This is a genomic window from Streptomyces mabaensis (assembly GCF_053763515.1).
In genome coordinates this window covers 1-26888 of the sequence record NZ_JBSOPZ010000031.1, presented here as the reverse complement: position 1 = coordinate 26888, position 26888 = coordinate 1, and the positions used below count along the sequence as shown (strand labels likewise).

General features: G+C 68.3%; 26 protein-coding genes and 3 pseudogenes. 13 read left to right on the top strand and 16 right to left on the bottom strand.

The genetic code is table 11. The annotated features are described in order from the left end of the window. Positions 1–77: 77 nt before the first annotated feature. From ACWV17_RS25050 to ACWV17_RS25040, 3 genes are all read left to right on the top strand, one after another. On the top strand, positions 78–443 hold the full coding sequence (locus ACWV17_RS25050; RefSeq protein ID WP_455361488.1) for a cupin domain-containing protein: 366 nt from the start codon (positions 78–80) through the stop codon (positions 441–443). A 37-nt stretch (positions 444–480) separates the two neighbouring features. Continuing rightward, positions 481–636 (top strand): hypothetical protein, encoded by a 156-nt coding sequence (locus ACWV17_RS25045; protein WP_455361487.1) that lies wholly within the window; start codon positions 481–483, stop codon positions 634–636. Between the two features lie 586 nt (positions 637–1222). Then, positions 1223–1945: an SDR family NAD(P)-dependent oxidoreductase gene (locus tag ACWV17_RS25040; RefSeq protein WP_455356886.1), complete on the top strand. Its 723-nt coding sequence runs from the start codon at positions 1223–1225 to the stop codon at positions 1943–1945. Between the two features lie 25 nt (positions 1946–1970). Here the strand turns inward: ACWV17_RS25040 and ACWV17_RS25035 are convergent, their stop codons facing one another. Continuing rightward, a complete protein-coding gene (locus ACWV17_RS25035) occupies positions 1971–2735 on the bottom strand; it encodes a competence protein CoiA family protein (RefSeq protein ID WP_455361486.1) in 765 nt (254 codons plus the stop codon). 193 nt (positions 2736–2928) lie between these two features. Here ACWV17_RS25035 and ACWV17_RS25030 point away from each other — a divergent pair, with 193 nt between their 5' ends. Next, on the top strand, positions 2929–3843 hold the full coding sequence (locus ACWV17_RS25030; RefSeq protein WP_455361485.1) for a hypothetical protein: 915 nt from the start codon (positions 2929–2931) through the stop codon (positions 3841–3843). Positions 3844–4553: 710 nt separating this feature from the next. On the opposite strand, the gene ACWV17_RS25025 is transcribed toward ACWV17_RS25030, so the two are convergent. Then, positions 4554–4874 (bottom strand): hypothetical protein, encoded by a 321-nt coding sequence (locus tag ACWV17_RS25025; protein ID WP_455361484.1) that lies wholly within the window; start codon positions 4872–4874, stop codon positions 4554–4556. Between the two features lie 128 nt (positions 4875–5002). Further along, positions 5003–6229 (bottom strand): cytochrome P450 family protein, encoded by a 1227-nt coding sequence (locus ACWV17_RS25020; RefSeq protein WP_455361483.1) that lies wholly within the window; start codon positions 6227–6229, stop codon positions 5003–5005. Positions 6230–6334: 105 nt separating this feature from the next. Between ACWV17_RS25020 and ACWV17_RS25015 the strand changes: the two genes are divergently transcribed. After that, positions 6335–7567, top strand: coding sequence for an FAD-dependent oxidoreductase (locus ACWV17_RS25015; RefSeq protein WP_455361482.1), 1233 nt, complete (start codon positions 6335–6337; stop codon positions 7565–7567). A gap of 240 nt (positions 7568–7807) precedes the next feature. Here the strand turns inward: ACWV17_RS25015 and ACWV17_RS25010 are convergent, their stop codons facing one another. The 3 genes from ACWV17_RS25010 to ACWV17_RS25000 all read right to left on the bottom strand — a co-directional run bounded on the left by ACWV17_RS25010 (position 7808) and on the right by ACWV17_RS25000 (position 8960). Further along, positions 7808–8344, bottom strand: a complete 537-nt coding sequence (locus ACWV17_RS25010) for an HAD domain-containing protein (protein ID WP_455361481.1) — start codon at positions 8342–8344, stop codon at positions 7808–7810. A 317-nt stretch (positions 8345–8661) separates the two neighbouring features. Beyond that, entirely contained in the window at positions 8662–8793 is a 132-nt protein-coding gene (locus tag ACWV17_RS25005; protein WP_455361480.1) for a hypothetical protein, read from the bottom strand. Next, the gene (locus ACWV17_RS25000) at positions 8790–8960 is read right to left on the bottom strand and encodes a hypothetical protein (protein ID WP_455361479.1); all 171 of its coding nucleotides are present in this window, start codon (positions 8958–8960) and stop codon (positions 8790–8792) included. The genes ACWV17_RS25005 and ACWV17_RS25000 overlap by 4 nt, the downstream gene beginning before the upstream one ends. A 402-nt stretch (positions 8961–9362) precedes the next feature. Here ACWV17_RS25000 and ACWV17_RS24995 point away from each other — a divergent pair. Then, positions 9363–9844 (top strand): annotated as a pseudogene (locus tag ACWV17_RS24995) (ATP-binding protein); the annotation flags it as partial. Positions 9845–9873: 29 nt separating this feature from the next. On the opposite strand, the gene ACWV17_RS24990 reads toward ACWV17_RS24995, so the two are convergent. The 3 genes from ACWV17_RS24990 to ACWV17_RS24980 all read right to left on the bottom strand — a co-directional run bounded on the left by ACWV17_RS24990 (position 9874) and on the right by ACWV17_RS24980 (position 11841). After that, the gene (locus tag ACWV17_RS24990) at positions 9874–10164 is read right to left on the bottom strand and encodes a hypothetical protein (protein ID WP_455361478.1); all 291 of its coding nucleotides are present in this window, start codon (positions 10162–10164) and stop codon (positions 9874–9876) included. 229 nt (positions 10165–10393) lie between these two features. After that, a protein-coding gene (locus ACWV17_RS24985) for an IS5 family transposase (protein WP_455361535.1) occupies positions 10394–11211 on the bottom strand; the annotation gives its coding sequence in 2 pieces (ribosomal slippage) (positions 10394–10869 and positions 10869–11211; 819 coding nt in all). A gap of 45 nt (positions 11212–11256) precedes the next feature. Next, positions 11257–11841: a DinB family protein gene (locus tag ACWV17_RS24980; RefSeq protein WP_455361477.1), complete on the bottom strand. Its 585-nt coding sequence runs from the start codon at positions 11839–11841 to the stop codon at positions 11257–11259. A 336-nt stretch (positions 11842–12177) separates the two neighbouring features. Between ACWV17_RS24980 and ACWV17_RS24975 the strand changes: the two genes are divergently transcribed. The 3 genes from ACWV17_RS24975 to ACWV17_RS24965 all read left to right on the top strand — a co-directional run bounded on the left by ACWV17_RS24975 (position 12178) and on the right by ACWV17_RS24965 (position 14367). Further along, the gene (locus tag ACWV17_RS24975) at positions 12178–13122 is read left to right on the top strand and encodes an RNA-binding protein (protein ID WP_455361476.1); all 945 of its coding nucleotides are present in this window, start codon (positions 12178–12180) and stop codon (positions 13120–13122) included. Positions 13123–13318: 196 nt separating this feature from the next. Further along, positions 13319–13783: a DUF2199 domain-containing protein gene (locus ACWV17_RS24970; protein ID WP_455357523.1), complete on the top strand. Its 465-nt coding sequence runs from the start codon at positions 13319–13321 to the stop codon at positions 13781–13783. After that, a complete protein-coding gene (locus ACWV17_RS24965) occupies positions 13783–14367 on the top strand; it encodes a hypothetical protein (RefSeq protein ID WP_455361475.1) in 585 nt (194 codons plus the stop codon). The genes ACWV17_RS24970 and ACWV17_RS24965 overlap by 1 nt, the downstream gene beginning before the upstream one ends. A gap of 446 nt (positions 14368–14813) precedes the next feature. On the opposite strand, the gene ACWV17_RS24960 is transcribed toward ACWV17_RS24965, so the two are convergent. Continuing rightward, positions 14814–15242: a pyridoxamine 5'-phosphate oxidase family protein gene (locus ACWV17_RS24960; protein ID WP_455357515.1), complete on the bottom strand. Its 429-nt coding sequence runs from the start codon at positions 15240–15242 to the stop codon at positions 14814–14816. Between the two features lie 613 nt (positions 15243–15855). Here ACWV17_RS24960 and ACWV17_RS24955 point away from each other — a divergent pair. Both ACWV17_RS24955 and ACWV17_RS24950 read left to right on the top strand, forming a co-directional pair. Continuing rightward, on the top strand, positions 15856–16329 hold the full coding sequence (locus tag ACWV17_RS24955) for a hypothetical protein (RefSeq protein WP_455361474.1): 474 nt from the start codon (positions 15856–15858) through the stop codon (positions 16327–16329). A 385-nt stretch (positions 16330–16714) separates the two neighbouring features. After that, positions 16715–17254, top strand: a complete 540-nt coding sequence (locus tag ACWV17_RS24950; RefSeq protein ID WP_455361473.1) for a peptidase inhibitor family I36 protein — start codon at positions 16715–16717, stop codon at positions 17252–17254. A gap of 755 nt (positions 17255–18009) precedes the next feature. On the opposite strand, the pseudogene ACWV17_RS24945 reads toward ACWV17_RS24950, so the two are convergent. The 5 genes and pseudogenes from ACWV17_RS24945 to ACWV17_RS24925 all read right to left on the bottom strand — a co-directional run. Continuing rightward, a pseudogene (locus ACWV17_RS24945) lies at positions 18010–18360 on the bottom strand (IS110 family transposase); the annotation flags it as partial. Positions 18361–19044: 684 nt separating this feature from the next. Beyond that, positions 19045–19700 (bottom strand): annotated as a pseudogene (locus ACWV17_RS24940) (IS5 family transposase); the annotation flags it as partial. An 81-nt stretch (positions 19701–19781) separates the two neighbouring features. After that, a complete protein-coding gene (locus ACWV17_RS24935; protein ID WP_455361472.1) occupies positions 19782–20933 on the bottom strand; it encodes an STAS domain-containing protein in 1152 nt (383 codons plus the stop codon). A gap of 638 nt (positions 20934–21571) precedes the next feature. Continuing rightward, a complete protein-coding gene (locus ACWV17_RS24930; RefSeq protein WP_455356954.1) occupies positions 21572–21958 on the bottom strand; it encodes a YidB family protein in 387 nt (128 codons plus the stop codon). A 350-nt stretch (positions 21959–22308) separates the two neighbouring features. Next, positions 22309–22797: a hypothetical protein gene (locus tag ACWV17_RS24925; RefSeq protein ID WP_455361534.1), complete on the bottom strand. Its 489-nt coding sequence runs from the start codon at positions 22795–22797 to the stop codon at positions 22309–22311. Between the two features lie 164 nt (positions 22798–22961). On the opposite strand from ACWV17_RS24925, the gene ACWV17_RS24920 reads away from it, so the two are divergent. After that, positions 22962–23198 carry a hypothetical protein gene (locus ACWV17_RS24920; RefSeq protein WP_455361471.1) on the top strand — a complete coding sequence of 79 codons (237 nt, stop codon included), beginning with the start codon at positions 22962–22964 and terminating at the stop codon, positions 23196–23198. A 942-nt stretch (positions 23199–24140) separates the two neighbouring features. On the opposite strand, the gene ACWV17_RS24915 is transcribed toward ACWV17_RS24920, so the two are convergent. Then, positions 24141–25745 (bottom strand): FAD-binding oxidoreductase, encoded by a 1605-nt coding sequence (locus tag ACWV17_RS24915; protein WP_455361470.1) that lies wholly within the window; start codon positions 25743–25745, stop codon positions 24141–24143. A 68-nt stretch (positions 25746–25813) separates the two neighbouring features. On the opposite strand from ACWV17_RS24915, the gene ACWV17_RS24910 reads away from it, so the two are divergent. Continuing rightward, complete coding sequence (locus ACWV17_RS24910; RefSeq protein WP_455361469.1) at positions 25814–26452, top strand: TetR/AcrR family transcriptional regulator; 639 nt, start codon at positions 25814–25816, stop codon at positions 26450–26452. Positions 26453–26888 lie beyond the last annotated feature (436 nt).

The window sequence follows — 26888 nt, the reverse complement described above, 5'->3', positions numbered from 1 at the left end:
CCCTGATCAGCAGGGCTCACACTCGTCTCACGCAGGCTGCCGTTCCGAGGTGCGACAGGCTCCCTCAGAATGCCTGCATGAAGATCCTCGACATCGACACGATTGCCGGCTCACAGACGACGGCCTACGGCAGTCAAGGTGTCCGACGTGTCCGTGTTCACGGCGGAAGCGGTCCTGCCGCCGTGAACATCATGCACCTGGCGCCAGGCGGACGCCTCGGGCGGCATGTCGCGCCAGTGCCACAGGTCCTCATCGTTACAGAAGGCCAGGGGTGGGCCAGCGGCACAGACGGTGAACCTGAGGCCCTGACGAGGGGGCAAGCTGCCTGTTGGGCCGCAGGTGAGGAGCACGAGACCTGGACCGACACTGGCATGACAGTACTCATCGTCGAGGCCCAGTCTCCGCCTCAGGAGAGCATGCTCGGGGAAGCTGCTCGGGGATAGCAGTACCCCGGCTCAACGCCAGGCCCTGGGGAATTACGTGAACTTGCCCCTGGGGAAATACGCGATCGTCCACACACAGCCCACTCACCGTTGTGCCACTCCCACCGAGGTCGCCGTGGGCCGCTGGGGCGAACTCAACGTCTTCACCTGCCCCAACGATCCCGAGCATCCACACCGCTGGAGCATCCAGTAGTCGTCGAGCCCGAGTGCTGTCGCTTCTCATGAACATCGAACACGCCGCGGCTCCCGTGCCTTCCGAAGCACTGAGCAACTGCTGTCGTGAGTCGTCGATAAAGCCAGGTCTGGCTGGCACGATTGCCGACACCCTCACCGCGATGTACCCGACGGCCGCCTACCTGGTGCTGGAGCGCCATGAGGATGATCCCGACGTCCTGTGGCTCCACAGCATCCGGGACGTCACCGGCGGCATCCTGTGCGACTTCGCACCCGCCTCGGCCGCTCTGTCCGGGCTCGCCCGACGCCGATCTGCGGCAGGCGTGGGGCGAGCTGGACCCGCAGCTGCCTGGGGATTCGCTGGATCTGGTCCGCCGCATGGGAGACGTCGGAGGCTGCTTCGATTTCCTGCCGGACTCGGCCGAGCGCGAGGACAGCCCGGGCGTGCCCCCGGATGACCAGCTGGCGTCGCTCACGCAGGCGGGTCGGAATGTCCAGGGCGGACCCGGAGGGATATCTTCAGCCGGAGGGTGCTCAGTGAGCGATGAGTCCGCTCCCCCCGTCAAGTCTGCATAGTTGTCAGCACCCGTACCGAGGAGGGAACCGTGCTGCTCGCCGGGAAGACAGCGATCGTCCATGGCGGTTCCGGAGCAGTGGGGGCGGCTGTTGCGCGCGCCTTCGCGCGCGAAGGCGCCGCTGTCCACCTCACCGGACGAACTGTGCTGCCCCTCGAAGACGTCGCGCGGCGCATCCAAGGTGATGGCGGGGTCGCTCACGTCGCGCAGTTGGACGCGACGGACCGCGACGCCGTCGACCGCCACGCCGATGCGGTGGCGGCCGCGGGTAACGGCATCGATATCTGCTTCAACGCCACGTCCAACGACGACCTGCAGGGGAGCCCGCTCCTTGAAATGGCCGCCGCCGACGTACTCCGTCCGGTCACGAAGGCGGTGACGACTACGCTCAGCACAGCCACTGCAGCAGCCCGGCACATGATCCACAGTGGGAGCGGCGTCCTCCTCGTCATGGCCGGCGGACGCGAGACAATCCCCGACCTGGGCGGATCGCACATCGCGTGGTCCGCCCTTACAGGCGTCTGCCGGCAACTCGCAGCGGAACTCAGTCCGCAAGGCGTCCGCGTCGCCTGGCTGCTCTCACCCGGCTCTCCCGCACCCGGTGAGGAGAACCGGGCCGATGAGGGGGCGCTCCTGACCGAGCGCCCTGGCTACGACGACGTGGCCAACGCCGCGGTCTTCGCCGCCTCCGACTGGGCCCGCACGATGACCGCCACCGAGCTCAACCTCACCGGCGGCCTCGTACCAGACTGACGGCACGCCCGCCCGGCCCGGCGCTTCAACCCCGCCACCTTGGCGGAGGCACAGGGCAGGCAGGTCCCAGTGGACGTGGAACCCACCGCACGCCCGCATGCCGCCAGATCCGGGGCAGGAGCGCTGCCGGTGCTCGTCGCACCGCCATTCCTGCCGGTATCGGGCCCCCGGCGCGCACGAGCATCGACTTCCGGCTGGCGATCACGTGCCAGGGCTGGTCGTCCACGAGCACCCACGGCGCCCGGTCGATCAGCGCCGAGGACCCGTCACACGTCACCCACAGCGGTGTGATGCCGCGCTCGACGGCCCGACGGGACCGGCTCCGGACCGTTGCCGCGGTGATAGGGGAGTACTGCGCCTCCCATCCCACCTTCCCCGCCGGCCCGGCGACAAGGACGTCGGTGCGGATCCGCCCGTCGCCCGCCCGTGCCTCCAACTTGGCCTCCAAGCCGTGCTCCTGGGCGGTTTGAGCTATGCGTTCCTTCATCGCCTTGTGCTTGTCCGACTCCTCCGCAGTCGCCGTCGTACGCAGCGGCAGGTGCGCCGCCACCAGCGTGGTGACCCCATCGATCGTCCGCCGACGGATCGTCATCCACGGCGTGCGGCCCTCGCCCTCGGCCTGGCATACCCCTTCCTTGTGGTGCTCCAGGCACTCCAGCAGCTGCCGGTTCCGCTCCCCGACCGGCCTAGTGATCTCCTCCAGCAGGCCGGGCCGGTCCCGATGGCCGAGGTCTGCATGGGTGAGGCGGACGACGATCTCGTAGCCGGTATGCCAGACGCCGTTGGCCATGCCTTCGAGACTACGAACCACGCTCACCCAGCGATAGACCGCAATCGCGCACCGCATGCCGCTACCAGCATGCCGCGCAGGCCCGTCTGCGCTAGCGGCGACCGCGGAGCTCGCCGCACTGGTGCGCGCCCTGCCTTGGTTGGTGGAGCCGCACGACGGCTGGCCTGGCACTGAGCACCCGCACACCGGCAGGATGACCGGCGACCGCGAACCCTCCCCGGGCTGGACCGAGGCGCAGAAGGCCGCGGTCGACCGGCTGCGCACCGAGTGCCTGACCCTCTCCGAGACCGTCGGCACGCACCAAGTTGCGCAGGGTGTGCGCGTGGCCCGATCGCGACGGGCTGGAGGTGCTGGCACGGGGGGGAAGGAGGAGAGGCAGCCCGGGCCGCGTTGCGCGTTCTGGGCAGAGGCGCGTCCGCCGTTTGAAGCGTTGTCAGTGATGGGTGCGATCATCCCCGAGGCGGGCGTGAGCACGCTGATTCTCAACTCGGGAGTGGCTCGGATGGACACGTGGCAGGCTTTGTCGGCGTCGGTGGAGGAGCGCCTGGCGGCCATGTCGTCAGGCGAGCGTGGAGTGTTCGCTGCCGGCGCCGCCGAACGGCTCATGGGCTGGCATGAAGCACTGCCCGAGGAGGAGCGGGCGTCGTTCACGATGAGCCTGCGGCCCCTGCTGAACTCCGTGTGGGAGGCCACCCTGGGGGACTCAACCGCTTTCACGGCCGTGAAGCGGGGTGTGGCTGAGTACATGCTCAGCGAGTACTGCCACAACGACGGCCAGGACGGGCCCGACGATGCAGACGAGCACGCGGCGGCCGCGACGCTCTATGCCGCGCACGCCTACCTGTTCGAGTGCCGGGACTTCGCGGTCTGGGCCAGCCGCCGGGCCGTGGATGCTGTGGACGAGCACCTTCAGTACCTCGCCGAGCAGGGTGAGGACATACCCGATCTCGACGAAGCAACCGTTGCCGAGCTCCAGCGGCAGCTGCGGGATCTCGACCTCATCGCGAAATACTCGAAGGACCTGCGGTTCGCCGGCCTGGGACTGCCCATCGACACTTCGATTCGGCTCCGCGTGGAGCTGCGTACTCCTCTCTCCAGCCGCGATTGAACGGGCGGAAAGCCGGCTTAGTGCTGCGAGCCGAACTTGAGCAGCTGTCAGGGGCGGAGCAGGACCGGGCGGAGCGGTGTTCGTACCGCAGGTCGTCACATCCGCCCACTCGCTTGGTCGTTGAAGCTGGGGATTTCCTTTTCGAGTCGCTCGATATAGCCGCTGATCTGCGCATTCATGCCGCAGATGCGATGTTGATCACTGTTGACTCGCTGATGGTCGCTGATATTTGGCGCACTTATGTAGGGGCCATGTAAGACCTGAGGCGGGCTTGTGAATGGTGGGGTGTGGCGTCGTGCGCGCCACAGAGTCGGGGTAGTCGCAGTCGCTGCTGCCGTTGTCGCGGCGGTACTTCCGCCGTTCACGGATGGAGCCTCTGCGCTGGCGCGGGCCGGTGCAGAGGCGTTTGAACCTGAGCTGTCCGAGGGGCAGGAGGCCCTGCAACGGGCTGAGGCTACCGGAGAACGCGTCGAAGTTTCCGGTGAACGCACCGAGCGGGAGACGGTTTTCGCCAATCCCGACGGTGAGACGTTCACCATGGAGAAGTCGATCGTTCCGGTGCGGGTGGAAGCGCCAGGTAGTGGCTGGATGGCCCCGGACGCCACACTCGAGCGGCGTGCGGACGGCACTATCGGGCCGAAGGCCGCGGTGTCGACGACGGCGTATTCCCCAGGGGCTGTGGTCGCGTAATTCCCCAGGGCCTGGCGGGCTCAGACATCATCGAACGATTCGTCACTCCACCTGAACCAAGCGCGACCGTCAGTGATGTGCAGAAGGAACTCCGCGACCGGACCTGACGGGGCCACCAGCGACAAGGTGCCCGCGATCCGGTCGTAGGAGTCGTCGAACCGCTCGTACTCCTCCGCCTCCATCAGAGCCAGCGACTCGTCGAACCACGGCTTCACCTCCCCGAACGTCGGCGTTGGAACGAAGCGACCGCTCAGCCATCGAAAGTCGGCCTCGTTGATCACGATCTCGCCGAGCAGTTCCTCCTGCCGCATCAGTCGCCAGACTTCGCCCTCGAAACCCATCCCGCCAGCTCTCCATCCATGTCCTGGTGTCGCCGGGCAGCCTCTCACGCGGCAAGGACAACGAGGCAGGAGCGCCGACGGGCTGTTGGCCAGCCGTATCGACGCTCCTGCGGGCGATGCGTGGGCTGTCAGTACGGGCCGCCTGGGGCGAAGGTGACGGGCAGGTGTGCGGGGCCGCGCAGCCCGCCCGGCCGCCACCGCAGCTCGCCCGGCCGCACGTCCAGGGTCAGGCCGGGAAGGCGGTGCAGAGCGGTCCCGATGGCGATCTGGCCCTCCAGTCGGGCCAGCGGCGCCCCCAGGCAGTAGTGGATGCCGTGTCCGAACGCGAGGTGTGCGTTGTCCTGCCGGGTGATGTCCAGGCGATCCGGGTCGGGGAACCGAGCCGGGTCACGATCGGCGATGGCGGAGGCGATCAGCACGGTCGCGCCGCGCGGGACGGTCACGCCCGCGATCTCGACGTCCTCGCGCGCGAACCGCGCGATGCCGGGGCTGACCGGTCCGTCGTAGCGGAGGAACTCCTCGATCGCGCCCGGCAGCAGCGACGGGTCGTCCCGCAGCAGCTCCAGATGGCCGGGGTGGGCGAGCAGCGCGGCGATGCCCCCGCCGATCAAGTTGACAGTGGTGACGTATCCCGCCACCAGCAGCAGGAAGGCCATGGCGATCAGCTCGTCCTCGGTGAGCCGCTGCTCCTCGTCCCGGGCGGTGATCAGCGCGCTGAGCAGGTCGTCCCCGGGCCGGGCCCGTTTGGTTTCCAAGATCTTGGTCAGGTACGACCGCATCCGCTGCCATGCCTCGTCCACCACGGCCGGGTCCGGCAGTTCCGCCCCGCGCAGGAGCATGTCGTCGGTCCACCGCTGGAAGTCGTACCGGTCCTCCACGGGCACACCGAGCAGTTCGCTGATCACGGTGACCGGGAGGGGCAGCGCGAAGTCTGCGATGAGTTCCGCCCGGCCGGCCGGCGCGACCGCGTCGAGCAGCTGGTCGGCGATCTCCTGGATGCGGGGCCGCAGATCGGTCACCCGCCGGGTGGTGAACGCCTTTGAGACCAGGCGGCGCAGGCGGGTGTGATCGGGCGGGTCGGAGCGGAGCATGTTGCTCAGCATGGACTCGCGCTCGGTCCGGGGCAGCTGCCGAATGAGCCGGGGATCGGACGCGTCGCGGATGTCGCTGCTCAGCCGTGGGTCGGACAGGGCCGCGAGGCCCTCCTCGTAACGCGTGACCACCCAGGCTTCCAGGCCGCCGGCGATGACGGCGCGCCGCACCGGGCCGTCCTCGCGGAGCTGTCGGTAGAGCGGGTAGGGATCCGCCACGAAGGCCGGGTCGTCGTAGGGCAGAAGGACCGGCTGCTGGTTCATCGCCCCTCCTGGAGCACGTCGCGACCAGATGAGTCGGACTTGTCAAGTTTGAGGGTATACATCCCAGTGCGGTAGATCCGGGATTTCGCCGAAGGGAGGAGTGCGATGGAGCGGACCACGTGCTGCGTGGTGGGCGGCGGACCTGCCGGAATGGTCCTCGGCCTGCTGCTCGCCCGCGCGGGTGTCGCGGTCACGGTCCTGGAGAAGCACGGCGACTTCCTGCGCGACTTCCGCGGCGACACCGTGCATCCGTCCACCCTCGCGCTGCTGGACGACCTTGGCCTGGCCCAGCGGTTCGCCAGGCTGCCGCAGCGGCGGGTGACGACGGTCCAGCTGCCGCTCGGCCCAGACCGTTCATTGGTCACCGTCGGGAACATTGGCGCGCTGCCGGGCAAGTACAACTACATCGCCATGGTGCCGCAATGGGACCTGCTCAACCTCCTGGTGGACGAGGCGGGACGGGAGCCGTCCTTCGCCGTACGGATGAACACCGAGGCGACCTCCTTCCTGGTGGAGCACGGCCGTGTCGCCGGGGTGCGGTACCGCACGTCCGACGGCCGTACCGGTGAGCTGCGGGCCACTCTCACAGTGGCCTGCGACGGCCGGGGCTCGCTGGCCCGGTCGCTGCCCGAACTGGGACTGCGGCGGTTCGCCTGCCCGATGGACGCCTGGTGGTTCCGGCTGCCGCGCCGCGAGGGCGACCCGCACGGGCTCGTAGGAGGCGTCGGCGACCGGTTCTTCAGCGCCATGATCGACCGCGGGGAATACTGGCAGTGCGCCGCGCTGATCCCCAAGGGAACCGACGCCGAGCGCCGCGCCGCCGGTCTCGATCGGTTCATGGCCGACTTCACGGCCGCGGTCCCGTGGCTCGCGGACCGTGTGCACGAACTGCGGTCCTGGGACGAGGTGAAGCTCCTCGACGTGCGGCTCGACCGGCTCCGCCGCTGGCACCGCCCGGGGCTGCTGTGCATCGGCGATGCGGCGCACGCGATGTCTCCGGTCTTCGGCATCGGCATCAACCTCGCCGTCGAGGACGCCGTGGCCGCCGCCCGCCATCTCGTCGAGCCGCTACGCGAGGACAGGGTCGGCCTGCGGCACGTACGCCGCGTCCAGCGCCGCCGGTGGCCCACAACGGCCGCGACGCAGGCGCTTCAGCGGTTCGCCCACTCCCGGGTCATCGAGCCGCTGCTGGCCGGAAGACCCGCCTTCGGCGACCCCCGGCGTGCGAAGCGGCTGACCGAGCTGCTCACCACCTCGCGATGGCTGAACCGTGTGCCGGCGTACTTCATCGCCTACGGCGCCCTGCGCGAACGTCCGCCGGCCGCGTCGGTGCGGTGAGCCGCAGCAAGGTCTTCCCTGGTCACCGGCCTTCGCCGGGACCAGGGCGTCGTCGTCGCCGGCCTGTCCAGCTCCTGGAGTTCGGGCCAGGGCGAGGGCCAAGTCGCACGGATCAAGCTCCTCAAGCGGAAGGGCTACGGCCGCGCCAAGCTCAACCTGCTCCGCAAATGGATCCTTCTCACGACCTGACGTCTCCGCGCCTCACCCGGTGGACGAGCAGTAGTCGCTCGATGACAAGGGTCAGGTGCCGATGAGCCCGGCCGTCCGTTGCAGCCATGCGTTGAGAGCCGCGAAGTCATGATCGGTGAGGCCCCGACGCGGATCGACACGATGGAGCAGAGCATGTCCTTGATGGTGTGCGGAGACCCAGTTTCGATCGGTGTCGGTGATCTCATCGTCGACCCAGGCGAATGAGCGCCCTGCCGCCCAGCCGACAAGAGCGCGGGTCTTCCAGTGCAACCCGTTCCGCTCGTCCTGCTCATCGACGTCGGACGGCTCCGACCAGGTCACCACGGCCAACGGCGGCAGGCCGATCCGTGGCGCGATGCACGCGTTCGCGTCGGCCATCCACGTCGTGGCCCAGACCAGATCGCACGGCATCGCTGCCAGCCGGGGCCCGTGCTCGGGATTGATCCTGGTCAGAAGCGGATTCGAGCCGCCCTCCCGCAGTTCGGGACTGGTCTGATAGGTCCGATACTCCTGCGGCGCCGCCCCGAACGGGATGAGTGGTCCGTCGACATCGAGGAAGAGCAGCGGGCGTTGTACAGAACCGGTCACGGCAGCACGATAGCGGCTCGTCCCGATGTGCCCCGGCTCGATGACGACGCCCGACGGGGACCGGGGCCGCCCGTCGGCCGGTGCCCAGATCACGGGCCCAATCACAAGATCTTCGCCAGAGCCGAGTTACGTGAACGCTGACACCCCGGCCGCGTGACGGCCGGGACTCGGATATGAGCTCAGCTCTTCGGCGGAATTGGGCGCGCCGCTTCCATGCCGCGTGCTCCGGGTAATGCCCACGGAACGCTCGGCGGACGTTCCTCTTACGAGGAGTGGGGCCCGTCAGCAACCGTTCGGCGCTGGTCGCGGACGGGCGTTCAGCCGCCTTCGCGGGGCGGGCAGACGCGGTGCTGACGGATGGTGAGGCCGGCCCCGGACGCCCGGTCGATGTCGTAGGACCGGTACGGCTCGCCCGATTTGATCGGCTGGTCGCACTTTCCGCAGATCACGACAGGCCGCCCTTGTGCGCGGGGCAGGCGCGGGGGTACCAGCTGAAGGTCACCTCCCCCGTGTGACAGGGGCGGGCGCCGAGGTCGACCGGGATGCCCGCGGTGAGTGTGATTCCGCACCAGACGCAGTCCATGCCGCGTCGCTGACGCTGCGACAGGCTGGCCATAGGGGGGAGTGGTCTGGTGATGGTTGACATCCCAATGCCTCCGCGGGAGTAGCCGCTCGAGTACGCGGTTCCCCTGCAGAGAGACGTGTAGGGCTGCCGCTGCACATGACGCTAGGGACGCCGCCGTGCAGCTGACCAGCAATGTGCAGATGTGTGCGCCACTGCCCGACTGCGCTGCGCAATGGCTGCATCGTGCCCTTGACCGGTTGCCCCGCACGGACGACGGTGGTGCACACAACTGCACAGCCCGTCGACGGAGGCTGACATGGCGTTAGTGTTCATCGGCATCGACCTCAACACCGGGGACAAACAGAGTCCGACCGTGTGGGTGGACCAGGAGAAGCAGGAACTCGTCTACCAGGGCTGGAAGCCGAGCCCCGAACTCGAACCTTCGCCAAGTGCGAATGGATCAAGAAGAGCTTGCCGCTCTGCCTCATTGGCGACTCCGGCACCGGCAAGTCCCACCTGCTGATCGCGCTCGGCACCGAGGCCGCGATGGCCGGCTACCGAGTCAAGTACGTCCTCGCGACTAAGCTCGTCAACGAGCTGGTCGAGGCAGCCGATGAAAAGCAGCTGACCAAGACCATCGCCCGCTACGGCCGAGTCGATCTTTTGTGCATCGACGAACTCGGCTACATGGAACTCGACCGCCGTGGCGCTGAACTTCTCTTCCAGGTTCTGACCGAGCGGGAGGAAAGAACAGCGTGGCCATCGCCTCGAACGAATCGTTCTCCGGCTGGACAAAGACCTTCACCGACCCCCGCCTCTGCGCGGCCATCGTCGACCGCCTCACCTTCGGCGGCAACATCATCGAGACCGGCACCGACTCCTACCGCCTCGCCACCACCCGCGCCCGCGCCGAACAACAGCTGGCCACGAGCTGATCAGGACGCATGGGGCTCCGTTACCAGCATCAGTGCTCGCGGATCCTTGACCACCACCAGCCGCCGACCATCCAGTCGCTCGCCGGTCCGGGGTCCGGCAGAGTACGACGCTCGAACTCGTCGTCGATGCGAGCAATCAGCCGACCGAGATCACGCCGGGCACCGCGAGGGAGGTGAAGCATGGCCTGCTCCAGATCGTCGCGGGCATACTCCACCTCCAGTCCAGGCTGCCAGACGGGGGACGCGTTCAGGTAACGGCCGGGTTGTTTGAACGCCCACTCGAAACGGGAGAGTCCGTCAGCAACTGCGTCAGGCCACATCCGCTCATGCTCAACGCGGCGGACGGCTGCACGCGTCTTCGCGGAAACGCCGCGGATCTGCCGAACTACAACATGTCTGCGAGGCCGCCAGCGCTCAGCGCGGACGGCCTTCGGGCGCCTACGCGGCATCGCCCTTTCTGATCAACATGGCGCCATCCTGCCACGAACGGGGCTGGCTCCGCACGCACGATCGAACCCGTCGCCACCTCGCGTGCTCTTAGAGGTTGTCTCACGTGGCAAGTTTCGCGAGCTTCTTGTAACAGGTCAGGGTAGCGGCCAGGCCGAGGAAGGCGAGGAAGTGTGAGCCCTTTCGTTCGTATCGGATGGTCAGGCGGCGGTAGCCGAAGAGCCAAGCGATCGACCGCTCGATCTTCCAGCGGTGCCGACCAAGGCGTTCCCCGGACTCGATGCCTGGTCGAGCGATGCGCGCGACGAGCCCACGCTCGCGCAGCCAGCTGAGGTGTTCGGCGGAGAAGTACGCCTTGTCCGCACGGAGCTTGACGGGCCGGCGCCGCCGTGGTCCCCGGCGGGACCGGACGGCGGGGATGCCGAGGATGAGTGGCTTGAGGGCGAGGCTGTCGTGCATGTTCGCACCTGACACGGCGACGGCGAGGGGGATGCCCTGGGCATCGGACAGCACGTGCAGCTTGCTGCCCTTCTTGCCTCGATCGACCGGGTTCGGCCCCGTCAGCGATCCCCCCTTTTGGCGCGAACGGAGGCCGCGTCGACGATCGCCGAGGTCCAGTCCACCTTGCCCCGGACGCCGAGTTCGTCCAGCACCGCCCGATGCAGCCGACGCCACAGGCCGACCTCGGTCCATACCGTGAAGCGGCGATGCGCGGTGGCGGAGGAGGTGCCGAACGTCGGCGGCAGATGCCGCCAGGCACAGCCGCTGGTCAGCACGTACACCACTGCGGTGAACACGGCCCGCTCGTCACACGGAGCGGTCCCGCCACCTTGCGGTCGAGCCGCGAACGACGGCAGTAACGGGGCGACGAGCTCCCAGAGTTCATCAGGAACCAGACGCTTCGACAGATCAGCACTCACGGCCGGCATCATGTCGCTCGAACATCAAGTTGCGGGGGACGGCCTCTATGCCTTGACTGATGCGGCCGATCTGGCGGCCTGCTCGATCTTCGCGCAGTAGGCGGTGCGGGCGTCCTCATCGATCTGCATCTCGTGTTCGGGGCGCATCCCGGTTCGGCCGTCGACGCCTTCGCGCAGGATGTCGGCGTGCCCGGCATGCCGATTGGTCTCGCCGAGGACGTGGACCAGGATGGCGAACAGGTTCGTGTTGGAGTATGGCTCCGGCCACCACGGCACGTGGCCGGGGGCGTCGAGGGGAAGCTCGTTGATCGTTGCGTCTGAGTGTTCCCAGGTGCGCTGGTAGGACTCGATGATCTGATCGCGCGCCTCGTCCTCAGCCGCCCACAGATCGCTGCCGTCGTGGTCCTGCCAACGGGGCAGCGGTTCCGGGGAAGGGCGGTCGAAGACCTCGCCGAAGTACCTTGCCTCAACGCTGGCCACGTGTTTGACCAGGCCGAGGAGGTTGGTCCCGGTCACTGTCAAAGGTCGGCGGGCGTCGTACTCGGACAGGCCGTCAAGTTTCCAGAGCAGCGCCTTGCGGTCCCGGCGCAGTCTCCCGTGCAGGCTGTTCTTCGCGAATTCATCGATCATGCGGCATGAGCCTGCCATGGGCTGCTCGTGGTCTCAAGATCCCGTACGTGGACCGCAACGACCGGCAGAGCCGGATCCTGGCCATGGCCACCGCCATGAGCTACTCAAGAAGCTCGCGAAACTTGCCACGTGAGACAACCTCTTAGTTCTCACCAACATTCACGCGCTCTCCAGGCGACGCGTGATGCCGAAACCCACCAACAAGTGCTCTCGCTTGAAACCTACGCAGCCAGTCACGGGCCTCGAACCCCTGCGAAGTGGGACCGGCCACCTTTCGACCACGGAATCGGGACCGGAAACTACGCTGGCACCCCTTCCGTCCGTCCAAGGAGCAGCGTGCCGCCGTCCTTCGTCCACCGGATTACCAAATACGACCCCGCTGACCGTGACGAGCGAGGCCACTTCACCGGCGCCGAGGACACGGTCAGTGACCACGGACCTGTCGAAGCGGCGTACCTGGCGGCGATCGCCGCCTTCGCGGAGGCCTCGGACATCGACCGGTTGGAGATCCGTGAACCTGCGGTCACCGGCTTCGTCCACTTCGGCCCGGAGCCGCCGGTTAAAGGGCACGGCCTCGGCGGACTCTTCCCACCGGACCTCACCGGCTACCACGACGGCGCCGAGGTCTCCCTTCCGGTCGCCCTGGAACTGGTCCGGGCCATGCTCCGCGACCAGGGCGCTTGGTGCCGGCTGGAGGCAGGGGATGAGTTCACCGTGTATGTCGGGTGGGACCAGTATGTGTACGTGGGCAGCGACCGGCCCTGCGCGGACGCTGTGGCCCGTACGCGGGAACTCGGCCTCTTCCCGGAACCGCTGACGGCCTCGCCCTATGCGGCTGAGGTCGACGAAGCGGAAGTGACGGAGCCAGCCGACGAGGACTTCTGGACTCGCGTGCGCACCGTGCTTGCCTCACGGCAGACGCTGCTCCTCGAGGAGACCTACGTCCGCAACGCCGCACGCTGGCACCGTCTCACGCCGGAGAACCTCGATGCAGTGCGCGCCGGTCTCGGCCCGCGCGCCCTGCTGACCGTCTGGCCCGACCTGACCCCGGACGTCGGAGCGGTCCTCGCCACGCTGCCCGAGGAGGGATCCGTGGAGTTCGTCTGGGAGGCGCAAGACGGAACGATCAGCCACGCGATCGTCGACGACACCGAGTACCAGGAGCTCGCCGCCCGAGTGGCCGATGCGCGAGCGGCCTGCGCCCTGCCCCTCGACGAACGCCACTCGCTGCTCTGCGCCATCCTGCCGGACACCGACGGCGTGCTGCGCGCCCGTTGGTGACCCGGTTCGCGCGGGACAGCCGGGTGCTGTGCCTTGAAATTGTCCTACCAGCCCAGGTCCCGCGCTTAGTCACAGGTGGACGTGAGGAGCTCCCCGTCCGAGGTGGTTCCGGCGCCTGTCGCTAGGCTCCAGCGCCATGACCAGTGACCTCGGATTCACCTGCACGTGCTGCGGGACTCAGCACCTTGAACTGCCGATGAACCACACGGCCGAGGCCCCAGCCGTGTGGGATCCGGCCTTCGTCGGCGCCGACGACTGCCTGCTCTCATCGGACCAGTGCGTGGTCCGCGGGCAGCACTACTTCGTCAAGGGCCTGATCGAGATACCGGTCATCGACAGCGACGAGGTGTTTTCCTGGGGTGTATGGGTCTCGCTCAGCCGTGAGAACTTCTCCCGGGCTGCAGATCTGTGGGACAGGCCCGACCGCGAGGCGGAGCAGCCGTACTTCGGCTGGCTCACCACCGACCTGCCGGTCTACTCGCCCACGACCCTCAACCTGAAGACGCATGTCCACACCCGCCCGGTCGGTGAACGCCCCTACGTCGAGCTTGAGCCCACCGACCATCCCCTCGCCGTTGAACAGCGCACAGGGATCACTCTGGACCGCGTGCGGGAGATTGCGGCGGCCGTACTCCGCGTCGGCGGTGGTGAGCAGCGGTGATGGCCGGCAACCCCGTATCGCCGATCGCAGTCGCACCTGCCGGCCTGAGCCGCCGGGCCCAGAGGTTCGTCGAGGTGGATGGCATCTGTGTCCCCCGGCAGGACATCCGGCACCACCACGATGCCTGGATCGAGCGCGAGATCCCCGCTGTGGAGATCGATCGGGCCGCGGCCTTCCAGGACTGCTGGGGCGGACTCGCCCTGCCGCCTGCCCCGTTCTACGAGGGCGGCCCGCGCATCCTGGACGCTGGCTGTCCCGAGGGCTCGGCCGCTGAGGGCTGGTCGTTTCCGGCGGGGAGCTGCCGAGTGTCCATGGCCTACGGATTCATGATCGGCCCTGAGGGTGCGTTCGGGATCGACGCCTACCGCTGGACAGCCCTGCATGCCAGCACAGACGGATGGGTGGAGTCCTTGGCGCTCGCCGCCCATGCCACTCGGTGGGCCAAGACCGTCACAAGGATCAAGGGCGAAGCCGTCGAGTCATTGGACCTCAGGGGCTACGGGCTGGTGCCCGAAGTACAGGGTGTGCGCGCCCGGGATGACGCTGTTCCGCATGCCCATCTTCACGGGAGAGCTCTGTGCTGACGCAAGTCACCGCCCCGTTCGCGGTCCGCACCTTCGTGACCCTGCGCCCCGACGCCTGGTCCGCGAGCGCGGGCAGGGACCGGACGGCCACCTGGACCTCGCCGAGGTGTTCTCCGACCCCGGCCCGTACGGCAGCGTCCCACTGGTGGGTGGGAAGAGGGGGCATCAATCCGGCGGGGTCGTCGAATCTGTTGCGTGGGGATGTCTTGCGCGTGCTGGGCGCCATTCACGCCGCCGTCGCCGCCGGCATCGCGACGTTTGTACGCGAGACACCGACCCGGCCGCCGCGGCCGCGCTCGACTACGGCCAGTCCCAGCCCGTCCTGATCGCCGTCTTCGGCCGCACCGGCGACATCGCGGATCCTGAATCACCCGCCGATTCGCCGCTCTGCCCACAGCGGCTTGAACGGCCCCGATGAGCCGGCGGTGTGCGTTGTCCCGGACGGCTCAGGCCCGGCGCCACGTGTCGCGGCCTGCCATACCGTACTGCTTCAACGCGAGTGCACGTTCGGGGACGATCGCCACGAAGGCGGCCTCCGGAGACTCCGGGCCGTCAGGGACGAAGTCGTTCAGGTCGTAATCGAACAGTCCCGTCCACAGGCGGCGTTTCGTGTCGATGTCGGTGTACACAGTCGCTGTGCCCCACAACATCACGCCATCTCCGCTCGCGTCGACCTGCCAGTGCATCGCAACAGCCGGATTCACGGCGATGTTGCGCGCCTTCACGCTCTTCGCACCCGTGGAGATCCAGACAGTTTCGCCCTCCCAGGCCGGCCATACCGGAACAACATCCGGCTTGTTGTCGGCGCCGACCGTGGCGATGTGAGCCCAGTGCGAAAGGCGTGCCGCTTCGGCCTTCACGTCATCGAGGTTCACCCGATACTCCTCGCTCTTCGACTCGGCATCGTGCCGAGTGCGCTGCCGCACCTGCCACTGGCACCAACCTCATGAGCTTCGGTAGCCGGGCACGAACATAGTAACCGTGCGTAGCCAGTCTGAGCGGTACGCCGCGCCCACCCCGGCAGCAAGCACCACCTCATCACCGACCGCGTCAAGGACAACAAGCTGACCACGGCCGGGCGGCCGCCCAAAGATCCGTCCCGGGGCCGGCGGCATCGGCCACCGTATTTCCCTGCGGGGTCCAGCCCGATGGTGACCGTAGGTGGTCTCCGGCGGCGTACCGGCTCCACGTTCCTCCGGCTTGGGCGGCCAGCTTGGCGGTGGTGACTTGGTGGTAGCCGAGGGCGTTGGCGGCGACAGGGGCGGGCATCCCCAGGACGTGCTCGCGGATCGCGGAGACCCACGCGACTGGCGGTGGTGGGGATGCCGAGGTCGTTGACCAAAGCCGAGAGGGCGTCGGGGTGCATCGGCTGCCCGGCCCGGCGCCCGGGGAAGCCACCCGCCCGCCGGCACAGTCAGTAACCGCCGGACGGGTCCGGTGAATGAGGGACATAGAGTGAGTCCCTCAACGACTCGGCGGGGGTACGCCATGGCGATCACCGTCCAGTGGATACGGACGTCCTGGACGAAGGAGTCCCGGGGAGGAGAGGCTGCCTCGCGCAGGAACGCTGCCCCGGTCGGCTTCGCTCTCCCGCATGATGCAGCCTCCTTCGCGCATGTGATTCGCATGCATGAGCGTGACGGCTTCGAGCCGTATGACAGCCGGGAAGACCTGAGCAAGGTCGATGTCCAGCTCCGTGAGGCAGATGGTCGACTCCGCGTGCTTCCACGAGTGCAGCCCTTGTTCGCCCTGCCGCCTCGGCAGCGGCGACCCCCAGGTGTCCGGCTCATCCCTGGCCAGTGGGTGCGCTGGCAGCTCAACTACCGCTTCAGCAGTGCACTGGGGATCCGGGACTGGTCGTACTGGCTGGACACGTTCAACATCGCCTACGGCCCCGTGAACACCGATGTGTTCCTGTCCACGCCCACCGTGTTCATCGACGAACAAGGATCGCTCCGATAACCCCTTCTGGGCGTCGACCACAGCCCAGATGACGTTCTGTCACCGAGGTTCGCCCCCGTTGATCGTCCTCACGAAATCTGTGCCTGATCCTCCCCGTCACCTACAGAGCCAGTCAGGGTGCGGCACCCGTCGCCGATCGCGCCCAAGAAGTCCATCAGCAGGTCGGTGGCGCGCTCGGGGGGCGAGAGCATCGGGGGAAGGCTGTAGGTCATGGGTCTGCCTCGGGCTTGGGTGACCACGCGGGGTCGGATCACCTGTGCGCGGGCATTCACCTGGCGAAGAGTGCTGTTACGGGCGAACGTAATGAGTAAAGGAGCGGGACTCCCTCGGCACACGGCTTCTGCCTGCGTGGGTGCCGCCGCTCATCCGACAAGGAGTGCCCTTCATGAGTGTGGAATGCAGGCAGGCGGCAGGTATCGCGTCGTGTCCGGACGGCAAGTACGCGCTCTACGAGCACCCGGGATTCAACGCTGCGCAGGGGCGCGGCCAGACCGTGATCTCCGACGAGTCGGTCAGTTCCCTCAACGGCTACCACTCGCACGCGGACCTCACCAGCTCCGTGGTGAACAAGACCAGCAAGGTGCTGGAGCTGTTCCGCCATGCCGATTACCGCGGAGAGTCCATGACGGTAGAACCGGGACAGTCCGTGAACCAATTGCCTATGCCGTTCGACTACGGCATCTCATCGTCTCGTCTCAACAGCAAAGGTACTGGCATGACGAATCCGATCACTGGCGCGGCGAAGGGGGCCGTTATGGGGGCCACGGGCCAACTTGAAGGCCAGGCGAAGGGTAAACCGATGGCCCTGGAATCCAAGGTGTTCTCCTCCAGCGAGGTGGGCCCTGGTCAGGATGCCACGATCACCCTGCCCGAGGGTTACGTGCTCACTGGTGGCGGCATGCAGGTCAACTTCATGCATCGGTGAAGAAGAACAGACCGACCGACGACGGCAAGGGGTGGGTGGTCAACGCGGACCTGGACGCGAGCATGTAACAGCACCACCCAGCCCTGGCTCAAGATCAGGGCCTACGTCATCGGAGTCAGACTCGCGTGACGGACCGATCCGGATCCGTACGACGGCCGAAGCCGCCAACCCGAGTTTCCCCACCTTCGCCCGGACGGCCGCTCCCGCAGCACGAGCGCGTGGACCTGCTCGGCCGCCTCCTGACCGACCGCCAGGATCAAAGTGCGCCGGGCCTTCACCGCGGCCCGTACGGCCAGGCGTCCTCGTGACCTGTCACCGGAGGCGCAGGACGCCAGGGGCGCGATCGTCGAAGATCTCGACCAGCCAATCAAAGACTGTGGTTCCGCGCTCTTCTCTCGCCGCGGCAAGGTCGGCGCTGACAGAAGGGCGGTTCGTGAGGTGACAGCGTGACAACCGGATCTCCAACTGGCGAGCTGTCTCTGGATAGCCGAGATGCTCGCGAGACACCTGGTGGTCGCGCCACTCAACCACGTAGTCATCGTCGTCGGGCGCTCCGAAGCCACCCCCGCGGAGGCCCCGTCGTAGTGGTGCGGTGCAGCGCTGCCACGCTCGCCACGACCGTCCCCGTCCCGGCCGCGGACCTCTACGTCGGACCGTTCCACCTGCTGTGCCGCCGGGCCGCGGACGCCATCGCTTGCAGCGCCGGCACAGTCCTGGTCCTCTCCGCGGCCCAGGGCTTCGTGACGCTCGACGAGCCGCTGGCCCCGTACGATGACGAAGGCGTCGCGGGCATCGGTCTTGGCCTCGCCGGGATAGAGGTCGGCGATTCGCCGCATCGTCAGCCCGGGCAGGTAGGCGACCGGGCAGCCCATGTCCCTCGCCACCGCCAGCGGCAGAGCACCGATGGAGGCGGGCTGGTCCACGATCACCAGCACGGTTCCGTGCTTGGCCTGCAGCTTGCCGAACACCTCGCGGAGCTTGGGTTCGCTGTTGGGCAGCCGCTTGTCGAACGCCTTCTTCCCGGCCGGGGTGACGGCGGTGGCGTGGTGTTCGCCCTTGCCGACGTCCAGGCCGAGGAAGGCGCCGATCTCGCTCACGTCGATCACGTGCGTCCTCCGGTTGTTCCCGCCCGGCCGTCACACGGCACCGATCGCCACATCCACATTACGAAGAGCCTCCCGACCTGCGAAGAAGCCGATGGTCATGCCCCTAATCAGCGGTCTGTCGATGCCTCCGGAGCCGGTGACACCCCCCAGGCCATGCGTTCGACAGGGGGAGAAAGTCATGCCAACTCCGGAGGGCGGGCGCCCCGTTGCGGGGCCACCAAGAAGGTAATGGGGAGCGGGGGGGGGGAGTTGATCGGGGCCGGTGGTGAGCATGGCCCTGCGGCGTGGACGGCGCCGGGGTCGTTGCCAGCCGGCGGGAGGCCCAGTTACTTTCGGACGTTGGCCATCATGGCGTGCACCGGCGCGAGCAGCGCCTCGATGTCAGGGTGCACTCTCGCCAGGGTCAGCGCGCCTGTGTCGATCGTCTGGACGGTGTCCTGCTTCACGGCTCCAGCTCCCTGGGCCTGTCACGGCGTCGTGCAGATGACAGGCGGCGTCGGCCGCGGCGCCAGCGCGCTCCTCCACAGTCGGCGCGGCCTTCGTGGGCAACAGATCCATGTGTGGATCAACGATCCAAGTGGCTGAGAGATCCCGCCCCGACGTCACAAGGCCGGCAGCGTCCTGGTCCCCGGCTGGCTGCTGTCCGGCATCACCCGCACCGTCAAGGGCAAGACCTGGCCGCCGTATCTGGTCGGCCCGTTCGGGGATGGTGTGGCCGACGCCCCGGCGCCTGAGCCAGGCCCGGATGGCCTTGGAGCTGTAGCCCTTGTCGCCCAGGACGTGGTCGGGCCGGTTCCGTGGCCGTCCCGGGCCGAGGCGCGGCACCCGTATCGCTTCCATCACGGCGGTGAACTGGGTGCAGTCGTTGGTGTTCCCGCCTGTGACGGTGAAGGCGAGCGGACGCCCCAGGGCATCGCAGGCCAGGTGAATCTTGCTGGTCAGGCCACCTCGGGAGCGTCCGAGTGCGGGGCTGCGGAGCCCCCTTTTCGTGCCCCGGCGGCGTGCTGGTGGGCGCGGACGACGGTGGAGTCGACCGACACGAGCCAGTCGATGTCCCCAGCCGCGTCCGCCCTGGTCTGGGCGGCCTGGAGCATACGCGCGAACGTGCCGTCCAGCGCCCACCGGCGGAAACGGGTGTGGAGCGTGGCCCACGGACCGTACCGCTCGGGCACGTCCCGCCAAGCCACCCCGGTCCGGAACTTCCACACGATCCCGTTGAGCACCGTGCGGTCGTCCAACCGCTTCCTGCCCCGCAACGACTCAGGCAGCAGAGGCCGAACGAACTCCCACTCGGCATACGACAGTTCATGGCGACGTATCACCCGACCATGATCCACCACTCGAGATCATTTGAAGACACCACCTAGGCCGCTGGGCGGGCACCCGTTTACCGACACGGGGGCGAGAGGCCGTCTGTGCGGTCAGTGTGTGGTGGCGTCGGTGAGGGTGGGTCGGATGTCGAGCACGGTGTCGGCGCCTGTGATGTCGAACAGACGGGTGAGCTGGTCGACGGATGCGGCGATGCGCAGGCTGGTGGCCTGGTGGATGCGCAGGAGGATGTTGAGGAAGCTGGAGTCGCCGAAGGTGACACCGGAGACGTCCAGGACTACGACCGGGTGGGCCTCTGCCGCTGCGGTGAGAGCGGCGGAGAGTGGCGTGAGGTTGTCCATGTCGACGTCGCCGAGGGCGGTGACCACCCATACGCCGGCGAACTTGTATTGGGGACCCAGCGGCCCGTCGTCAGCTGTTTCGCTGCCAGAGGCCGTGTTCGAGTCATTCACGCTGTCCACGGCCTGGAGTATGCCCGTGCCTGGTCCGGGACGCGAGCACGCCCACCTGCCGTGAAGTGCCCAATGCAGGTCACAGGCGCGGTCGATTTCGTGCGCGCGGACCGCACCTGGCCTGGCGCAGGGTGCGGTCATGGCCGGGAGCCATGGTGAGCTGGGCGGGCTGTCGGCAGGGCCGTGAGGATGCCCAGCGGTCAGGGCGGGGGCAACCGGGGACATCACCCCGCCTGCGCCGCCGCCCTTGAGCCCGCCAACGGCCTTGGCCTCGTCGCGTACGCCGTCCTCGCTCTGGGCATCGAGGACCGCCTCGTACAGCGACGCGATGCCGGTGGCCCCGTTGTCACCACCCTTGCTCCGAGCGTAGACGCACCGCAGCACACCCCGGTCGTTGACCAGGGCCGGCGTCTCCGTGCTCTCCATGTCCCCCAGATCGGCGTCCGGCGCCCAACGGCGGGCCGCCGCAAGCTCCTCGACCCCCACCGCGACCCGCTTGTCCAGGTCCGCGTCCGGCCTGTCCTCATCCGCCTTCTTCAACAGGGCGGCCAGCTTCTCCGCGTACGGGACCACCGACGCGGGCCGGTGCCAGGTCCACCGCACCGCCTGCTGCGCCTTGCCCTCCACCCGCGCCCCGCGGTGCACACACACCAGCGTCCCCGCGGCCTCGGCCAGCGCCGGGGCGGCCACACTCTGGTGGTCGGCGAAGGGCACGTCCTCGCCCCACCCGCCAGCCGTTGTGAACACCGACCGCCACAGCCGCTGGTCGTCCTCAACCTTCTTGTCGGCCATCTGCACTCCTCAACATGGCATCGAGTAAGCCCAGGCCCGGTCATCGCCGCACAAACCGAGAACCGATCCCGAGGCCGTGCTCCCGCCTGTGGGGCACGGCAACCACACGCTATCGATCAGTGACAGATGGTCACCATCAGCGACTATGATCCAGCCACCCATCCGACCGAAAGCCATCCCGTGATCATCGGAACGGCCTCACCCAACGGCCGGCGCGCTCAACCATCGATGGCCCGAATCGAAATCCATCAAGAATCGATGGCACGCGCTCAACATGCGATGGCACAGAACACATGTGACTGAGCGCCATAGTTGGCCCGCCTGGCCGAGTGTGGCTCTGTTCATGAGAACGGACAGCACTTCGGCGCGGGATCGGGAGGCGTGGGGGCGTCGATATCGGCGCGGATTGTTCACGAGTTTCGACGGCACTGCACCCCGGTGCGGTGCCACGTGGCTATCAACCTGGCCGGCGCCTGTCCCCGGTTTACGGGCAGGACGCCGCCGGGGCGGCATCCTGCCTTTGGGGTCAGGCTGAGAACTAACGCGGTGGTCGATGCTCTACCGACTCACTGACAACTCCAGCCCACTTCTGTTGGGTGGTGGCGTCGTGCGGGGCCAAGGGGAGCCGGTTACGCGGTCTATTCGTCGTCGTTCTCGTCGTCTTCCCAGGAACCGTTGGGGGTCATGTTGTCGATGAGGTCGGGCAAGCCCTCTGAGAGTTCCTGGGCGGTCCGCTGTGTGTCCTGGCCGGTCTTAGCCGAGACGGCGTTCACCAGCCCAGGCATTGCCTCGCTGATCTCCTGGGCCGAGATGGGCTTGTTCGGGCCCTTGGCCACCCAACTGCTGAGGGTGCCGTGCTTACCGAAGAGCTTGCCGTAGGCGGGGATATGCGTGAGGTCCTTCACCAACTCCGAGGGGTTGAGGAGAGGCTTGAGGTGGTCGTACATCGGATTGTCGAGCCAGCTGGAGATGTTTGCGACGTTGGTGCGGCCCTCGGTGATCGCCTTGACGGATGAGTTGGACATGGCAGCTCCGGTCCGTAGTTGTGAGCGGGCGGTGATCACTTAACTACAGCCTTGTCTGCACTGCCGAACTGGTCACTCCTCCGAGTGACCAGGCTCCTTGATCGCCAGTGCCCTGTCCGGGCGGACACCGTGGCCATGAGGGGTGCCTCCCCTTCTCGTGAACATCAGCCTTGGCCCGCTCCGGCCGGCCTCCCGAATTGCTGAATAGCCGCCGTCGCAACTCGTGAACAAAGCCACCGAGTGCGTGCTCAGGGTGGTGGAGCGAGCGAGCTGGCCAGTTCGTTGATGTGGGCCGTGGCCAGAACTCGGCGATGGCTTGGTCGAGCTGCACGCCCTACAGGGCGGGGCGCTCAGTCGTCGGCGATCTGCAGGGCCAGCGCGAAGTGCTCACCGTCCGTTCCTGCGAGCAGGCTGTTGAACAGTGGGGTAAGCCCGTTCACGGCGCCGCACCCGGCGTCGTGGTTGGTCCACCAGCTGGCCCCCGGTCCGAGCAGTGACACCACCCGGTCCGCCGCGCGCTCGGCTGCCTCGATGGGCAGGTGTCGGTGGCTCGGCCAGACCAGGTCGACAGCCGCGACCCGGACCAGGAACGCGGCGGCCCCGTGCGGTTGCACTGGTTCCAGTGCGGCGCAGATCTCAGGGGCGGACGGCGGGGTGTACCCGAGCAGGAAGCGCCGCCAGGCCTCGTCCACCGCGACCTCGACCAGCAGCGTGCGGATCTGGGCCGCCAGCTCTGGCAGGTCGGGGTCCGGCTCAGTGAACCGCCCGGTCGCCACGTACACCCGCATCGGCGTTGACAGCTCTGCCATGCCGGCTTCCAGCTCGGGCAGGACCCCCATGGATGTCACAGCGGGATTCTGCCGTACGCCTCCGCTCGCTCCTCGACCCGCACCCGGGCCAACTAGAACGCTCACAGGCCAACTACAGCGCTCAGTCACATCACGGCGCCAGAGCAAGGAGTGCCGAGGTGACACATAATTCGAACAAGCGATCTAATGCCGGTATGGACGTGACCGACTTCCCCGACGACCTGGTGCAGACGCAGCACGCCTGGAACGCCACCTACGAAGCGCTCGCCGCACCCCGCCCCCGCGACACCACCGCCCTGCGCCGCCGCCTGCTGCTCCTGTCCGGACGGCTGTGGTGGCACCCCTACTGGGAGACCGTCCCCTCGGTGCCGGCGGCGCGTTCCGAGCTGCGGCAGCTGGCCCGCTCCCCGGGAGCCGTCCAGGCCGCGTGACCGGCCGCCTCGGTCGACCAGGAGCACGAGGTTGCGACAGGGGTTGCGCCTATGGGTTGCGCCCCATGTTGCGACTGGGGTTGCGCCTACTGTTGCGCGACCCGGCGGGCCGTCTCCGTGTCCGTGCAGGTCACCGCACGATTTCGCCGTGGTCGGTCCGCCGACATCCCCGTTGCGGCTGCTCTGCCCATGTCCCTGGCTGGAGTGAAGGAGTAAGGGACGGGCGGGATGGGCGGTACGGCCGCGGCCGGGGATCGGGGTGCGCTCAGCCCGTTGCGCGTCGGCCGGGCTGCCGCGCCGCGCCGCCGTCAGCCCGGCGGCGGAGCCGGACGGAAGACGCCGGCGCCCTGGTGCTGTCTTCCGGTGCCGAGCCTCACCAAAGGGTGAGGTGGGAAAGTCCCGCCGGATGGAGTACCGCTGTGATCGTCTGACTCCTGGGCGGCCCGCTCGCCGGTCGCGTGCTGGAGACCACCGACGCCCCGTGGGCCGGAGGCTGGCTCACGGCCGGTGACGCCGACTGGGGCCTGTACGTCCCCGTGCACCGCGACCCGGCGACCGGCATCGTCCTGGCGGAGGCCCAGGTCTCCATCCACGGTGCGAGCCCGCAACGACCTGTGCGACACCTCCCTGCAACACGGGAGTGCAACAGAGTGGCTCTGTCCACGAGATGCGACAGCACTTGAGCACGAGTTCGGGAGGCACCTGATTTCTGCCTCGGTCAGTGTTCACGAAAAATGCCAGCGCCCCGGGGCTTGACCTTCGGTCTGGGCGGGGGCGACGCCGGAGATGGCGACTGTGAAGGTGCGGGTGTCCGTGTGGGTTGCGGTGTCCGGCGGGACGCGGGCGGCTTGAGGAGCCACCCGCGTCCCGCTGTCGGAGGACGCGGCGTGGGGAAGCCGTTGCGGCAGTTCCCGCCGCCTGCGCCCGATTGCCGCCGTCTTGTCAGTCGAGCAGGACGCCGGGATTGAGGATGCGGTGGGGGTCCAAGGCGTCCTTGGCGGCGTGCAGCGCCAGCGCGAAGGGCTCCGGGCGCTGGAGGTCGTAGCCGGGGCGGTGGTCGCGGCCGACGGCGTGGTGGTGGGTGATGGTGGCGCGGTGGCGGTGCAGGACGTCGGTCGCGGCGGCTTTGATGTCGTCCCAGACCTCGACCTCGTCGCCGACCCGGCCGGCGACGGCCACGGTGAAGTAGGGGGCGGCGCCGTCGGGGTAGACGTGGGTGAGGCGGCAGTTGATGGTGGCCGGGTTGCCTGTGGCCTTCGAGGCGGCGGCGCCGACCTCGTTGCGGACGGCGTCGATCAGGGCGGGAATCGTGTCCCAGGTGGCGGCGGTCTCGAAGGTCTCGACGACGGCCCCCATGCGGGCCAGGCCGTCGCGCAGGTAGGGCATGCGCAGAAACGCTGAGCGCCAGGCGCCCACGGCCGCGTCTGCCGGGGCGCCGCGGTCCGCCGAAGCCGCCTCGCCGCGACCGCCGTGGGCGCGGGCCAGGTCCACGGCGGCCGCGAGGCGGTCGTCGACGGGGGTGGTGGCGGACTCGAAGCCCAGGACCAGGACGGCGGAGCCGTCGTGGGAGGCGCCGGACAGTAGCGCCTCGCCGGGGTCGAGCAGGCGGCAGTTGGCCGGGGCGAGGTCGGACTGGGCGATGGCCCGCACCGCGTCCAGTGCGCAGTGCAAGTCGGCGAAGGCCACGGACGCGGAGGCTTTGTGGCGGGGGCGCTCCTGCAGGCGCATCCATGCCTCGGTGATGACGCCGAGCGTGCCCTCGGATCCGAGGAAGAGCCGGTCGGGCGACGGTCCGGCGCCAGATGCGGGCAGTCGCCAGGACGTGCTGGCCCCGGCGGGCGTGACCACGCGCAGGGACTGCACGAAGTCGTCGATGTGGGTGTGGACGGTGGCGTAGTGGCCGCCTGCCCGGGTGGCCAGCCAGCCGCCGAGTGTGGAGAACTCGAAGCTCTGTGGGAAGTGGCGCAGGGTCAGGCCGTGGGGCCGCAACTGGGCCTCCAGCACGGGGCCGAGGGCCCCGGCCTGGATGCGGGCTGAGCGGCTGGCGATGTCGATCTCCAGGACGCGGTCCATCGAGGTCAGGTCGAGCGAGAGTACTGCGTGGTGGGTGTCGCCGCGGTACTCCACGCCGCCGACCACCGAGGAGCCGCCCCCGAAGGGGATGACGGCCACGCCGTGCTCGCCGGCCCAGTCCAGCAGGTCGGCCACGTCCTGGTCGCTGGTCGGGTGGGCGACGAGGTCGGGGATCCGGCCGGGCCGGCCGCGCAGGGCCCGGATGACGTCGCGGTATGCCTTGCCCATGGCGTGGGCGGCGCGCGCCTGCGGGTCGGCCGTGACCAGGTGCGCCAGGGAGGGCGGGGGCGTAGCGGCGGGGCGGCCGATGGGCAGGTCGGCGACCCGGGGGATCGGCAGCGGGCGGGCCAGGATGCCCGGCAGCAGGGCCCCCATCGCGACGCATTCGGCGTCGTCGGGGTGGGCGTCGGCATAGCCCCAGCCCCACCAGGAGCGGGTGCGGGAGGTGTGGGGGTCGGTCGCGGTGGCAGGCATGGGTGCGCTCCAGCGGGGTCCAAGGAATTTACCCGTCGGTAAATTACCCTAGGGTAAGATCTGGTCCCATGACAACGCTCTCCTCCAGGGCCGGCACCAAGGGCGTGCCGAGGGCCGCACGCGAACGACAGGTCCTGGCCGCGGCCACCGAGGAGTTCGGCCGCCACGGCTACGAGGCCACCACCCTGGCCGCCATCGCCACCCGCATCGGCGTCACCAAGCCACTCGTGCACCAGTACTTCGGCAGCAAGCAGGACCTCTACCTCGCCTGCCTCAACCCGGTCGGCGACCGGCTGCTGGGCGCCATCCGCGCCGCAATGGCCGAACGTGACACCGGCGCACCGCCCACACCTCTGCGCGTGCTGCACGCCCTGTTCACCGCACTCGACGGGCAGCGCGAGGCATGGTTCGTCCTCTACGACCATTCGCTGCCGCCCGACAGCGACGCCGCCCACCGCGCGGCCTACTACCGCGACGCCATCGACGACCTCGCCGCGACCGGCACCGCCGACCTCCTGCACGCCGCCAGAACCAGCGACCCGCTCGACGCCGACGCCCTCAAACACGCATGGCGCGGCCTGTGCACCGCCCTGGTCCGCTGGTGGATCAACCGCCCCGACCAGTCACCCACGGCCATGACCCGGCGCTGCGCACGGCTCTTGGGAGCCGCCCACACCATCCTCGCCAACGGCGAGTACAGCACGTGAGCCGGACCGACGCCTCACGCGCTTACTGTCAAAGCTCGTGAACATCCGAGCGCCGCTCCACCCGCGAGGTGCCTCCCAGATTCGTGCTCAAGTGCTGTCACATCTCGTGAACAGAGCCAAACAGAGTCCGTGTTGCACCCCTGACCTGCCGGAACACTTCCACAGAGCAGGGCCGGGGGAACGCGTTGCACGGTCTGGCGGTCCGCGCAGGGAAGGGCGCGCGGGCGGATTTCAGGAATCCTGGGCGTCAGGCCACGTGTCCCGTTCTCTGTCGATCTGGTCCCTGTCTCAAGTGAACCGGTCCGATTCGCTTGATGTCTCAGGTGATCGGGTCCACCGGATCGTTAGATGCTTCATCGGGTTGCGTCCAGAGAAGTGGTGTACGGGTTCGACCTGATCCGGGGGTTTGCTCCGGCATCGGGATGGTGCCCGCATA

Bases quoted from the DNA above. Each gene is read 5' to 3' on its own strand.
- ACWV17_RS24950 (WP_455361473.1), top strand. From the start codon at position 16,715: ATGAGTGTGGAATGCAGGCAGGCGGCAGGTATCGCGTCGTGTCCGGAC.
- ACWV17_RS25035 (WP_455361486.1), bottom strand. From the start codon at position 2,735: ATGGCCAACGGCGTCTGGCATACCGGCTACGAGATCGTCGTCCGCCTC.
- ACWV17_RS24930 (WP_455356954.1), bottom strand. From the start codon at position 21,958: ATGTCCAACTCATCCGTCAAGGCGATCACCGAGGGCCGCACCAACGTC.
- ACWV17_RS25020 (WP_455361483.1), bottom strand. From the start codon at position 6,229: ATGAACCAGCAGCCGGTCCTTCTGCCCTACGACGACCCGGCCTTCGTG.
- ACWV17_RS25015 (WP_455361482.1), top strand. From the start codon at position 6,335: ATGGAGCGGACCACGTGCTGCGTGGTGGGCGGCGGACCTGCCGGAATG.
- ACWV17_RS24915 (WP_455361470.1), bottom strand. From the start codon at position 25,745: ATGCCTGCCACCGCGACCGACCCCCACACCTCCCGCACCCGCTCCTGG.
- ACWV17_RS24920 (WP_455361471.1), top strand. From the start codon at position 22,962: ATGGACGTGACCGACTTCCCCGACGACCTGGTGCAGACGCAGCACGCC.
- ACWV17_RS24970 (WP_455357523.1), top strand. From the start codon at position 13,319: ATGAACCACACGGCCGAGGCCCCAGCCGTGTGGGATCCGGCCTTCGTC.
- ACWV17_RS24980 (WP_455361477.1), bottom strand. From the start codon at position 11,841: ATGATCGATGAATTCGCGAAGAACAGCCTGCACGGGAGACTGCGCCGG.
- ACWV17_RS24955 (WP_455361474.1), top strand. From the start codon at position 15,856: ATGGCGATCACCGTCCAGTGGATACGGACGTCCTGGACGAAGGAGTCC.
- ACWV17_RS25000 (WP_455361479.1), bottom strand. From the start codon at position 8,960: ATGGCCAGCCTGTCGCAGCGTCAGCGACGCGGCATGGACTGCGTCTGG.
- ACWV17_RS25025 (WP_455361484.1), bottom strand. From the start codon at position 4,874: ATGGGTTTCGAGGGCGAAGTCTGGCGACTGATGCGGCAGGAGGAACTG.
- ACWV17_RS24935 (WP_455361472.1), bottom strand. From the start codon at position 20,933: ATGGCCGACAAGAAGGTTGAGGACGACCAGCGGCTGTGGCGGTCGGTG.
- ACWV17_RS24925 (WP_455361534.1), bottom strand. From the start codon at position 22,797: ATGGGGGTCCTGCCCGAGCTGGAAGCCGGCATGGCAGAGCTGTCAACG.
- ACWV17_RS24910 (WP_455361469.1), top strand. From the start codon at position 25,814: ATGACAACGCTCTCCTCCAGGGCCGGCACCAAGGGCGTGCCGAGGGCC.
- ACWV17_RS25050 (WP_455361488.1), top strand. From the start codon at position 78: ATGAAGATCCTCGACATCGACACGATTGCCGGCTCACAGACGACGGCC.
- ACWV17_RS24965 (WP_455361475.1), top strand. From the start codon at position 13,783: ATGGCCGGCAACCCCGTATCGCCGATCGCAGTCGCACCTGCCGGCCTG.
- ACWV17_RS25030 (WP_455361485.1), top strand. From the start codon at position 2,929: ATGACCGGCGACCGCGAACCCTCCCCGGGCTGGACCGAGGCGCAGAAG.
- ACWV17_RS24990 (WP_455361478.1), bottom strand. From the start codon at position 10,164: ATGTGGCCTGACGCAGTTGCTGACGGACTCTCCCGTTTCGAGTGGGCG.